At 75.6% G+C, this 11,803-nt stretch carries 8 protein-coding genes, 1 pseudogene and 1 riboswitch; of the genes and pseudogenes, 2 read left to right on the forward strand and 7 right to left on the reverse strand.

Annotated features, from left to right (window positions below; translation table 11 throughout):
* Positions 1 to 150 (forward strand): annotated as a pseudogene (locus tag MCM47_RS20855) (TolB-like translocation protein); the annotation flags it as partial.
* 160 nt (positions 151 to 310) lie between these two features.
* Entirely contained in the window at positions 311 to 1,273 is a 963-nt protein-coding gene (locus MCM47_RS20860; RefSeq protein ID WP_238863173.1) for a hypothetical protein, read from the forward strand.
* A 129-nt stretch (positions 1,274 to 1,402) separates the two neighbouring features.
* On the opposite strand, the gene MCM47_RS20865 is transcribed toward MCM47_RS20860, so the two are convergent.
* The 7 genes from MCM47_RS20865 to MCM47_RS20895 form a co-directional block, all read right to left on the reverse strand.
* Positions 1,403 to 3,004, reverse strand: a complete 1,602-nt coding sequence (locus MCM47_RS20865) for a D-alanyl-D-alanine carboxypeptidase/D-alanyl-D-alanine-endopeptidase (RefSeq protein WP_238863174.1) — start codon at positions 3,002 to 3,004, stop codon at positions 1,403 to 1,405.
* A gap of 205 nt (positions 3,005 to 3,209) precedes the next feature.
* Positions 3,210 to 4,661 (reverse strand): M6 family metalloprotease domain-containing protein, encoded by a 1,452-nt coding sequence (locus tag MCM47_RS20870; protein ID WP_238863175.1) that lies wholly within the window; start codon positions 4,659 to 4,661, stop codon positions 3,210 to 3,212.
* Positions 4,662 to 4,863: 202 nt separating this feature from the next.
* Entirely contained in the window at positions 4,864 to 6,288 is a 1,425-nt protein-coding gene (locus MCM47_RS20875; RefSeq protein ID WP_374209179.1) for a cobyrinate a,c-diamide synthase, read from the reverse strand.
* A 19-nt stretch (positions 6,289 to 6,307) separates the two neighbouring features.
* Positions 6,308 to 6,913, reverse strand: coding sequence for a cob(I)yrinic acid a,c-diamide adenosyltransferase (gene cobO, locus MCM47_RS20880; RefSeq protein ID WP_238863176.1), 606 nt, complete (start codon positions 6,911 to 6,913; stop codon positions 6,308 to 6,310).
* A 5-nt stretch (positions 6,914 to 6,918) separates the two neighbouring features.
* A complete protein-coding gene (locus MCM47_RS20885) occupies positions 6,919 to 9,018 on the reverse strand; it encodes a putative cobaltochelatase (protein WP_238863177.1) in 2,100 nt (699 codons plus the stop codon).
* Entirely contained in the window at positions 9,011 to 10,528 is a 1,518-nt protein-coding gene (locus MCM47_RS20890; protein ID WP_238863178.1) for a cobyric acid synthase, read from the reverse strand. The genes MCM47_RS20885 and MCM47_RS20890 overlap by 8 nt, the downstream gene beginning before the upstream one ends.
* Positions 10,525 to 11,490: a cobalamin biosynthesis protein gene (locus tag MCM47_RS20895; RefSeq protein WP_238863179.1), complete on the reverse strand. Its 966-nt coding sequence runs from the start codon at positions 11,488 to 11,490 to the stop codon at positions 10,525 to 10,527. The genes MCM47_RS20890 and MCM47_RS20895 overlap by 4 nt, the downstream gene beginning before the upstream one ends.
* A 72-nt stretch (positions 11,491 to 11,562) precedes the next feature.
* Positions 11,563 to 11,742: riboswitch (cobalamin riboswitch) on the reverse strand.
* Positions 11,743 to 11,803: the final 61 nt, after the last annotated feature.

Consider the following 11,803-nt stretch of genomic DNA (forward strand, 5'->3'; position numbering starts at 1 on the left):
GACGACCAGGCGGTCTGGTCGAACGGCTCCACCCTGCTGTACGCCCTCCCGGGTGACTTCGGCGCCGACCTGTGGACCGTCCCGGCGGACGGCGGCGGCACGGCCGTACGCCTGCTCGAAGCAGCGGTGGCCCCGGCATATCCGGGCTGATAGGGCCGGTTGGTCCCACTCGGAACTTCGAGCGTAGTGTCCACGTCGACACTACGAGTCGAGCACGACGAGTGGCGGCGGCGCCACGACGCGTCGACGGACCGGGGGAGCAGGAACAGTGACGCAACGAGGGCCCGACGGCGGGCTGTCGCCCGAACGCATGTCCAGCGACTCCTGGCCGGCCCTGCACGGCCGCCCGGTCCTGCGGCGGACGGTCGCCATCGGGCTGGTGCTCTCCGTCGCGGCCCTGGCGGCCCTCGCCGTCCGGGGCGTCAACGCCCTGACGCTGGGGCGCGGCGCGGTCGAGACCGACCGGGACCGCGCCGAGCTGCTGGCCGGCCTCCACCCGTCCCAGCACCCGGGCGCGGGCCGCTACTACGTCCCCGTGGGCGCGGTCTACACCCACCTCGCGGACGGGGCGCCGGTCGCCTACCTGCACTACCGGCTGGCCGGCGGCCAGGACGTCGGCGTCGGCGACTTCCTGCGCACCTACGGCCTCCCGGCCCCCGGGCCGACCACCCCGCTGCCGACCGATCTGACCGCGGCCCTGGGCGGCGACGAGCCGGACACCGCCCAGGAGCTCACCGACGCCGAACCGGCGCAGGCCTCGCCGCCCGCGACGCCGACGGCCTCCGTGGAGGCCTCCACGGCCACCCCGACGCCGACGGCCGCGCCCTCGCCGACCGCGGTCCCCGCCGCCGCGCCCTCGCCGACCGCGGTCCCCGCCGCCGCGCCCTCGCCGACCGCGGTCCCCGCCGCCGCGCCCTCGCCGACCGCGGTCCCCGCCGCCGCGTCCCCGGAGCCGGCGAGCCCGTCGCCCTGCCCCGGCGAGGAGCCGTCCGACGAGACCGCCGCCGAGGACGGCGACGGCGGCGAATCCGTCGGCCCGTCCCCGTCCGCCCTCCGTTCCGCCGACGATCCCGAGCCCCCGCCCCCGTCCCCCACCGCCACGCCGGCCCCGACCGCCACCCCGACCGCCACTCCCGCACCGACCCCGACGCCCGTGCCCGCGCCCGCGCCGACCCCCGTCCACCTGGTGCCCGGCCGCCGCATCTACGTCGCCACCATCCCCAGCGGCCTCCCCGGCGCCGCCGACATCTACGTCCGCGCCATCGGCGGCTGACGAGGCCCCACGCGCCCGCGGCGCCCTGGGCCGCCTGACCACCGCGGGCCGGGCCGCGTGGCCGGGGCGGCGGACGGGTGAGGGCCCCGACCGTCCGACGGTCGGGGCCCTCACCGGGTGCCGGGCGGGTCAGTGGCGGGCCTCGGCCTGCTCCTGGAGGAGGCCGGCGATCCGGTTCAGGTCGTTGACGACGTCGAGGAAGGTGTCGATGTCCTGCGTGGAGGCGCCGTTGACGGCCAGGTAGAAGGTGTGGAGGCGGCCGTGGCCGGCGGCCAGGTAGCCGCCGAGGGTCTCGGCGCCGACGGCGAGCCGCTGGTTGACCGCGTCGAAGCCGACCACCGAACCGGGTTTGGCCCACACCTTGCCCCTGCCGGGGCAGGTCGGGCAGCCCGCGCAGGCGAAGGCCAGCGAGCCGTCCACGCCGAGGATCGGCAGCGCCTCGCGGAACCGGTCGGCCTCCGGCGTCCCCTGCCAGTAGTGCAGGATCTCGTTCTCCACGTCGGGGGTGACCCGGTCCACCGGGTTGCCGCCGCGGCCGTCGAGCAGCTGCACCTTGGTCGGGTCGATGCCGGCCTGACGCAGGAACGCGGTGATGCCGCCGAAGCCGTCCGCGCACTCGTGGCTGCCGGCCGCGACGGCCATCAGGCAGATCCCCAGGTTGGCCCCCAGGTTGTGGCTCACCTTGAGGATCAGCCGGGCGTACTGCTCGTAGACCGGGGAGACGTACGCCGCGACGCGGTCGGTGCCGTCGTAGGAGGGAGGCAGGTCGCCGACCGGGTTGGGCCCGGTCGGCGGGGCGGTGACGGTGACGCCGGCCCGGGCGAGCGCCTCGATCAGTGCGGTGCGGCCGAAGGCGTTCGGGTCCTGGATGTGCGAGACCCGGAGGGTGGGCTGCGCGTCGGCCGCGATGGTGCCGGAGACGGTGATGCGGGTGCCGTCCGGCGAGGCGGTGACGACGAGGTCGGTGGTGCCGCCGGCGGCGACCGTCCGCACGGTCGACTCCACCCGGTACGGCGCGACCTGCGGCCGCCAGCTGAGCTCCGCCGGCTGTCCCGGGGTGGTGGGGGTGGTCAGCAGGTCGATGAGGTTGTCGTTGATGATCAGCGGGGTGGGGCTCGGGTCCAGCTCGGAGAACGAGGTGAAGAGCCGGGGGTCGATCGCGACGTCCCCGCGGACCTCGGTGATGCCGGCGGCCCGCACCTGACCGGCGATCCCGTCCAGCCCGGCGAGCGGGTCCTCGGGCGTCAGCGTCGCCCCGGGGATGTCGTTGGCGTAGGTGTGGTCGATCGGGGTGAAGTCGACGGTCCCGTCCGGCTTGGTGCGGCCGCCCATGGTGAGGTCGCCCTGCGCGACCAGGACCAGTGAACCGTCCAGCACCGGGCCGCTGCGGGTGCCGAGGGCCTGCACGGGCGTGGTGAACCGGTGGTCGCCGCCGAGGGTGTGCCAGGTGCCGGAGACGCTGACCAGCTTGGCCGTCGAACCGGGGATGAAGAACTGGTCCGGGTAGCGGGAGTGGATCACCTCGCCCGTCGTGTCGTCGATCTCCAGCAGGCCCCACTGCGCGTGCTCGTAGGCCGGCTTGTTCATGATCGCCAGGATGTCCGGGCTGAGCCCGGCGTCCTGGACGGGGGCCGCACCCGCCGGCCCGACCGCGCTCATGACGGTGGCCGCCGTCGCGGTCACGACGGCGGCCACGGCACGCAGGCCTCGGGCAATCGCTCTCGATCTCATGAACCCACCTTCCGGGCGGTACCCCGACCGCTCTGACGGTCGGTCGACCCGGCCAGGCATACCGCGCCGCACCCGCCCGCCGAACACCCGCCCACACCGTTCACCCGCATGCCGCCCCGGACGGCGCAGCACGGCTCGGCCCCGGGGCGACGTCCTCCCGGTGAGGCGGCGTCAGGAGGTGGACGGTGTGCGAAGGCGGTCCGCGTCAGGCGATGGTCACGTCCACCTCCATCTGGTCCGCGCCCGGCGAACCGGCGATGTCGAGGGTGACCCCGCTCCAGGTGCCGTCCGGCTCGTTGAGCGCGGGGACGGTGTTCTGGCCGATGCCGGTGTTGCCGAGCGAGGGGTAGAGGTCGGTGTTGTCACCGCGGTTGCCGCTGCCGAAGATCTTCGCCAGATCGCGCCGGCCGTCGGCCTGCAGCAGCTCGATGGCGAGGTGGTGTTCGTCGTTGACGTTGTCGATGGCCTCGTCCACCACGTAGACGGCGATGCCCTGGTCGGGCAGGAAGCGGTCCTGGCCGGACTTCCGGCGGTACTCGACGACGATGTACTGGCTCTCCTTCATCCGTTGCGGGTTGCGGACGAACAGTAGCTCGCCGCCCTCGGCGACCGGCCGCAGCGCGATGCCGCGGGTGGTGCTGACGACCTCCTGCGGCACGGTCCAGCCGTGGAACATCCGGAGCATCCCGTTCGGGAAGACCGGCGTGATCCCCTCGTTGCCCCAGGACCCGGCCGCCATCAGGCAGTAGTTGCCGAGGCCGTTGGAGGTGGTCGCCTCCAGGCGCCCGGTGTCGTAGAAGTCGGCCCAGCGGGCGGCGAGGTGGCCCCATTCGTGGGCGCAGACGCCGACCGCGCAGTCCTCGGGGACGGTCAGGAAGGTCTGCACCCGCAGGTTCTCGCCGACCTCCACGCCGTGCTCGTCCGGCGGGTTCCACTTGAGGCTCCACAGGTCGCCCGGCTGCCCGGTCTGCTCGGCGCCGGAGCCCGCGTGGACGATGAACAGGGCGGTGACGAGGTGCTCGCCGAGCGCGTCGAACCCGCCGAAGTCGACGCCCTCCTGTTTGGCGAGCGCCAGGGCGTCGGCGGCCATGCCCTGGGAGTTCCGCGGCGGGTTGCCCATGCCGGACTGGTCGTCGGCGTAGAAGGAGAGCGGGTGCGGCAGCCGGAACCAGCCGTGCACCTCACCCACGACGTCGATGCCGCCGTTCGCCGGGTGGGTCGGGTCGAAGCCGCTGACCAGACGGTAGAAGTCGCGCATCGAGCCGGTGGCGAAGGTGTCGGTGCTGAACAGCATCTGCTCGAAGTGCCCGACGGTGTGGTCGGTGCCGTGCGGCAGGTCGGGGAAGTCCACCAGCAGCACGAGGGTGCGGACCTCGCCCTTCAAGCGCTTGGCCGGACGGGTGATCAGCTGGGCGCCGGTGCTGGGGCCGGGTCGGACGGCGCCGTCGTCGAGGCCGATGACGTTCTCACCGCGCCGCCGGGAGCGCCAGACGTAGTAGTACTGCTCGAAGGAGATGTCCTGCGGCAGCCGCCGGCTCTCGACGAGGTCCTGGTAGCGGGCGCGGAGTTGGGCGAAGGCCTTGGGTGCCAGCGGCACCGGGCAGGCGTGGTCGCGGTCGGTGGAGTGGTGATGCAGCGGGGTTAAGTCGATACGCATCGTGACGGCTCCTTGAGCCTGTCCACCCCGCGGGGCGGCTTCGGCGACCCCGCCGAGTGGGCGGTCGCCGGCAATCGGTCGGCTCGCCGGAGGCGGTCGGGTCTGGCCGGTACCGGTTGCGATTGGGGCGATATGCGGTTGTCTGTCCCTATTCTGACGCCCGTACGGGGGCGGCACCAGGCCCAGGGGCCGGCGGATCGGCTCAGCCTGCGCAGTGGGCGGCCGCGGCGGCGGCGAACGTGGCGGCGAGCTGCGGTGATCCTGCCCAGTGCAGGTGCAGATACGAAGCGTGAACGTTCGCCCCGCCTGCGCCCGCGCCCGTGTCGCCGTCGCCGGCACCCGCTGCGCCCGTGCTCGCGTCGACCGCGAACCCCTCCGTGCGCGGACCCGTCGGCAGTCGCCAGCCCCACGCGGGCCGCTCGCCGGCCGCCGGCTCGCAGACCGTGCGGTGGAACTCGTGCCCCCGCAGCCGGGTGCCGGCCGGCGCGAGCGGCGAGTCGTGCAGCGCCACGGCCTCCCGGTACCCGAGGGTCAGCCGCTCGGTCATCCGGGCCGAGGTCGCCACCACCCCGCACATCGGCAGCCCGTCCAACTCCCGCCCCAGGTAGAGCAGTCCGGCGCACTCCGCGGCGATCGGCCCGCCCGCCGCGGCGAACTCGCCGATCGCCCCCCGCAGTCGGGCGTTCGCGCTGAGTTCCCGGACGTACAGCTCGGGGAAGCCCCCGCCGATCACCAGGCCGGCCGTGCCCTCGGGCAGCGCGTCGGCGTGCAGCGGGTCGAACGGGACGACCTCGGCGCCGGCGGCGGAGAGCAGCTCGGCGTTCTCCGCGTACGAGAAGGAGAACGCGGCGCCGCCGGCCACCGCGATCCGGGGCGCGCCGGCCACCGGGGCCACCTCGCGCGCCGGGTCCCACGGCTCGGCGTCCAGCGGGGGAGCGGTCCGGGCCAGCGCCAGCACCGCGTCGAGGTCCACCGAGGCGGCCACCAGCTCGCCCATGTCGGCGACCGCGCGCAACGCCCCCGCCGAGCGCTCCACGGCCGGGATCAGGCCGAGGTGGCGCGACGGCGTGGCGACGGCGGCCGAGCGCCGCACGGCGCCCAGCACCGGCACGCCGGAGCCCTCCTCCAGGGCCTCGCGCAGCAGCAGCTCGTGCCGGTCGGAGGCGACCCGGTTGAGGATCACGCCGGCGAGCCGGACCTCCGGGTCCCAGGAGGCGAAGCCGTGCACCAGCGCGGCCACCGAGCGGGACTGCGAGGAGGCGTCCACCACCAGCACCACGGGCGCCCGCAGCAGCTTCGCGACGTGCGCGGTGGAGGCCAGCTCGCCCTTGCCGGACGCACCGTCGAACAGTCCCATCACGCCTTCGACCACCGCCACGTCCGCCCCGGCCGCGCCGTGCAGGAAGAGCGGCGCGATCCGCTCCGGCCCGCACATGAACGCGTCCAGGTTGCGGCCCGGCCGGCCGGCGGCCAGGGCGTGGTAGCCCGGGTCGATGTAGTCCGGGCCGACCTTGTGCGGGGAGACCGCCAGCCCGCGCGCGGCGAGCGCGGCGATCAGGCCGGTGGCGACGGTGGTCTTGCCGGAGCCGGAGGCCGGCGCGGCGACGACGAGGCGGGGGATGTTCACGTGCAGGGGTCTCCCGTGGCTACCACTCGATGCCGCGCTGGCCCTTGCGGCCGGCGTCCATCGGGTGCTTGACCTTGGTCATCTCGGTGACGAGGTCGGCGAAGGCGGTCAGCGGCTCGGGCGCGTACCGGCCGGTGATGACGACGTGCTGGCTGCCGGGGCGGTCCCGCAGCACGGCGACCACCTCCTCCGGGTCGACCCAGCCCCAGTGCATCGGGTAGGTGAACTCGTCCAGCACGTAGAAGCGGTAGGTCTCGGCCGCGAGGTCGCGCTTGACCTGCTCCCAGCCCTCCTTGGCCGCCGCCTCGCTGTCCATCTCCATCTCGGAGGAGCGCTGGATCCAGGACCAGCCGGAGCCCATCTTGTGCCAGTCGACGGTGCCGCCCTCGCCGGAGGCGCCGAGCACGCGCAGCGCGTTCTCCTCGCCGACCTTCCACTTGGCGGACTTCACGAACTGGAACACCCCGACCGGCCAGCCCTGGTTCCAGGCCCGCAGCGCCATGCCGAACGCGGCCGTGGACTTGCCCTTGCCGGGGCCGGTGTGCACGGCGGTGATCGGCAGGGTGCGGCGCTGGCGGGTGGTCAGGCCGTCGTCGGGAACGCTCTCGGGAACGCCCTTGGGCATGGGGATCAGGCCGCCTTTCGCAGGGGAGTGGCACGGTTCTCGCGGACGAGCGAGGCGACGCCCTCGGCGCGCAGCTCGTCCAGGGTCACGGCGGAGGCGCCGAGCCGCGCCGCCAGGGTTCGGGCCAGGCCGAGCCGGACGGGACCGGCCTCGCAGTCCAGCACCACGCCGGTCACGCCCTGGGCGGCCAGCAGCCCGGCCGCCCGGTGCGACTGGGCCACCGCGTCCCGGGCACCGGTGGCCCGGCCGTCGGTCACCACGACGAGCAGCGGCCGGCGGTGCGGGTCGCGCATCCGCTCGACCCGCAGCACCTCGTGCGCCCGCAGCAGCCCGGCGGCCAGCGGGGTCCGGCCGCCGGTGGGCAGCGACTCCAGCCGAGCCGCGCCGACCTCGACGGAGGAGGTGGGCGGCAGGGCCAGCTCGGCGCCCGCGCCCCGGAAGGTGATCATGCCGATCTTGTCGCGGCGCTGGTAGGCGTCCATCAACAGCGAGAGCACCGCGCCCTTGACGGCGGTCATCCGCTGCCGGGCCGCCATCGAGCCCGAGGCGTCCACCACGAACAGCACCAGGTTGGACTCGCGGCCCTGGCGGACCTGCTCGCGGAAGTCGTCCTTGGCCAGCAGCAGCGCGCGCGAGGTCCGCCCGCGCGCCACCTGGTGCGGGGCGGCGGCCTGCAGGGTGGCGCTCAGGTGCAGCCGGGCCAGCCGCCCCTGCGGACGCCGGGCGCGGATGGTGTGGCCGCCGTCGGTCTCGGCGGGGGGGCGGCGGCCCTGGGCGCCCCGCCCGGTGCCGTCCACCTTGAACAGCCTGGTCCGGTACGGCTCGCCGGCCGCCACCGGGGCGGTCTCCCGCCCGGGCGCGGGCGGCTGGACCGGCACCGGCTGCTGCGGAGCCTCTTCGGGTCCGGGCGCGGGTGCGCCGGTGCCCGCCGGGGCGGGCGGACCGGCCGGTTCGGGCGCGCCGCCCCCGCCGCCGTCCGGACCGCCGTCCGGGCCGTCGCCGTCCGGCTCGGGGCCGTCGTCCCCGGGCCCGTCGTCAGCGGGGCCCTCCGGCCGTGGGTCCTCCGCCGCCGGCTCCTCGGGCTCCTCCGGTCCGGCGTGCTCCGCGAGCGTCCGGTCCAGCTGATCCTCGTCCAGGCCGGGCGCGTCGAAGGGGTTGCGCCGGCGCCGGTGCGGCAGCGCCAGCTGCGCGGCCTTGCGGACGTCCTCCTCCAGCACCTCGGTGCGCCCCGCCCAGGCGGCCAGGGCGACGGCGGTGCGCGCCATGACGATGTCCGCCCGCAGGCCGTCGACCTCGAACGCGGCGCAGACCGCGGTGATCTGGCGCAGCGCCCGGTCGGTCAGCTCGACCTCGGGCAGCAGCTTCCGGGCCGCGGTGATCCGCTCGGCGAGCTCCCGCTCGTCCGCGGCGAACCGCGCGGCGAAGCCGGCCGGGTCGGCGTCGTAGCCGAGCCGGCGGCGGACCACCTCGGCCCGCTCCGCCGGATCCCGGGTGGCCGCGATCTCCACGGTCAGGCCGAACCGGTCGAGCAGCTGCGGCCGCAGCTCGCCCTCCTCCGGGTTCATCGTGCCGACCAGCAGGAACCGTGCGGCGTGCCGCACCGAGACGCCCTCGCGCTCGACGTAGGAGCGGCCCATCGCGGCGGCGTCCAGCAGCAGGTCCACCACGTGGTCCTGGAGCAGGTTGACCTCGTCGATGTAGAGCACGCCGCGGTGTGCCTGGGCGAGCAGCCCCGGCTCGTACGCCTTGACGCCCTCGGCCAGCGCCCGCTCCAGGTCCAGCGAGCCGACGATCCGGTCCTCGGAGACACCGACCGGCAGTTCGACCAGCCGGGCCGCGCGCGACGACGCGGGCGCGCCGTCGTGCGCGCCGTCCGGGCACTGCGGGTCCGGCGCGGCCGGGTCGCAGGCGAAGCGGCAGCCCTCGACGGTGTCGATGGAGGGCAGCAGGCCGGCCAGCGCGCGCACCATGGTCGACTTGGCGGTGCCCTTCTCGCCGCGCACCAGCACCCCGCCGACGGCCGGGGAGACGGCGTTGAGCAGCAGCCCGAGCCGCAGGTCGGCCATGCCGACGATCGCGGTGAACGGGTAGCGGACGTCACTCATGATTCTCCAAGGGGGCCCCGGGCGGCAGGAACGGCAGCGTGCCCGCGGCCGGCACCCCGCCCTCGATCAGCTTCCACAGCGCGTCGGTGTCCGCGTGCTCCTCGATCAGGTCGCCCAGCCGGTCGAGCCGGGCCTCGCGCGCGGCGGCGAAGGAGGTGTCCGGGGCGGGGACGAAGTCCCGGCCGGCGGCGGCGGCCACCTCGCCCAGCAGGGCGCGCCGGAAGCCGTCGTTCTCCAGCGCGCCGTGCCAGGTGGTGCCCCAGACCGAGCCCACCCGGCAGCCGTCCAGGAAGGGCGTGCCCCCTTCGACGGTCACCACGCCGTGGTGGATCTCGTACCCCTCCACCCGCTGCCCGTAGGCCTCGCCGACCGGCCGGCCGAGCACCTTCTCGGCGCCGAACCGGACGTGCGTCGGCAGCAGGCCGAGCCCGTCCACCGCGCCGGCCCGGGACTCGACCTCGTCGACGATCCCGCGCGCGAGCATCTGGTAGCCGCCGCAGACGCCGAGCACCGGCAGCCCGGCCGCGGCCCGCGCCCGGAGGGCCGGCTCCAGCCCGCGCTCGCGCAGCCAGGCCAGGTCGGCGACGGTGGCCCGGGTGCCCGGCAGCACCACCAGGTCGGCGTCGGCCAGCTCCTCCGGCCGGGTGGCCCAGCGGACCAGCACGCCCGGTTCCTGGGCCAGCGCGTCCACGTCGGTGAAGTTGGAGAGCCGGGGGAAGCGCACCACGGCCACCCGCAGCACGTCCCGGCCCACCGGCCCGCGGCCCTCGGTGCGGTCCACCACGGTGGTGAGGTCGAGCGAGTCCTCGGCGTCCAGCCAGAGCCCCGACAGCATCGGCAGGGTGCCGAGCACCGGACGGCCGGTCAGCTCGCGCAGCATCTCCAGCCCGGGGGCGAGCAGTCGTGCGTCGCCGCGGAACTTGTTGACGAACCAGCCGGCCACGTGGCGCTGGTCCTGCGCGGAGAGCAGTGCCAGCGTCCCGTACATGGCCGCGAACACACCGCCGCGGTCGATGTCCCCGACCACGACGACCGGCAGCCCGGCGGCGGTGGCCAGGCCCATGTTGGCGATGTCCCGGTCCCGCAGGTTGATCTCGGCCGGCGAGCCGGCGCCCTCGCAGACCACCACGTCGTAGCGGCGGCGCAGGTCGGCCAGGCACTCCAGGGCCCGCTCCAGCAGGACCGGCTTGCGCTCGCGGTAGTCCAGCGCGCCGACCTCGGCCACCGGGCGGCCCAGCAGCACCACCTGGCTGCGGCCGTCCGCGCCGGGCTTGAGCAGCACCGGGTTCATCGCCGCCTCGGGCTCCACCCGGGCCGCCTGCGCCTGCATCGCCTGGGCCCGGCCGATCTCGGCACCGTCGGCGGTGACGAACGAGTTCAGCGACATGTTCTGCGCCTTGAACGGCGCGACACCGACGCCCTGCCGGGCCAGCCAGCGGCAGATGCCCGCGGTGACCACGCTCTTGCCCGCGTCCGAGGTCGTCCCGGCGACCAGCAGCGCGTTGCTCATGCCCTTCCCCTCCTGCCCAGGACCGCCCGGAGCAGCAGGTGCCCCGCGACCGTCGTACCCAGGGCCAGCGCGCCCACCCGCCGGGAGAGCAGACAGGCCCGTTCGATGTCGTCCACCCCGACCGGCCGCAGCTCCGCACCCAGCACCGGCCGGTGCTCGACCCGGTCGCCGTAGTTGAGCGTCCCGCCGAGGCGGACGCCGAGGGCGCCGGCGAAGGCCGCCTCGGCCTGGCCGGCGTTGGGGCTGGGGTGCGCGGAGCCGTCCCGGCGCCAGACCCGCCAGGCGGTCCCGGGCTCGGGCGCGGCGGCCACCGCGAGGAGCGCGGTCAGCCGGGCGCCCGGCCAGCCCGCCACGTCGTCCAGCCGGGCCGAGGCCCAGCCGAACCGGGTGTGCCGCGGCGAGCGGTGGCCGACCATCGCGTCCAGGGTGTTGACGGCGCGGAAGGCCAGCAGCCCGGGTGTGCCCGCGACGGCGCCCCAGACCAGGGCGTTCACCACCGCGTCGGCGGTGTTCTCGGCGACCGACTCGACCACCGCGCGGGCCACCTGCTGCTCGTCCAGCGCGCTCGGGTCGCGCCCGCACAGGTGCGGCAGCCTGGCCCGGGCCGCCGTCAGGTCGCCCGCGGCGAGCGAGCGGCCGACGGTCCGGGCCTCCCGGGTGAGGGAGGTGCCGCCGAGCACCGTCCAGGTCGCGGCGGCGGCCAGCGCGGCCCGCCCGGCCGGGCGCCGGCCCAGCAGGCGGTCTGCGGCCACCGCGGCGGCCGTGACGGTGCCCACGCAGAGTGCGGTGTAGGCGGCGCCCACCGCGCGGTGGTCGCGCCAGATCCGGTGTTCCAGCCGGCCGGCCGCGCTGCCGAAGAGCGCCACCGGGTGCCCTCGGCGCGGGTCGGCGAACCGGGCGTCGGCGAGGCTGCCGACGGCGGCGCCCAGGGCGAAGGCGGCGGCGCGGGTCAGCGGGCGCACGGCGGGCAGCGGAGGTCTCGGTGGGGCTGGGCAGCCTGCATCGCGTGCGTGTCCTCACTCAGGGTCCGCGCCCTGGATCGACGTACCGGAGGCGAGAGTCTCCTGGCTTCCGGGTCGAACGCACCCCCGCGCCTTCCAGCGGCTTCTGACGGCCCGCCGTGGCAAGTGTCGGACGTGCTCCCCGGTGACAGTGGCGGGACCGCGCCGGACTCGCACCGGCTTCCTCTGCATGCCTCCGTATTGGCTGAAGGATCCCATCACGCGGCCGAACCGCGAGTCAACCAAGGTCGCGGAGGGGTTGGTCACACGGCCC

Origin of the sequence: Kitasatospora sp. A2-31 (assembly GCF_022288725.1) — a bacterium.
Classification (GTDB): Bacteria; Actinomycetota; Actinomycetes; order Streptomycetales; family Streptomycetaceae; genus Kitasatospora.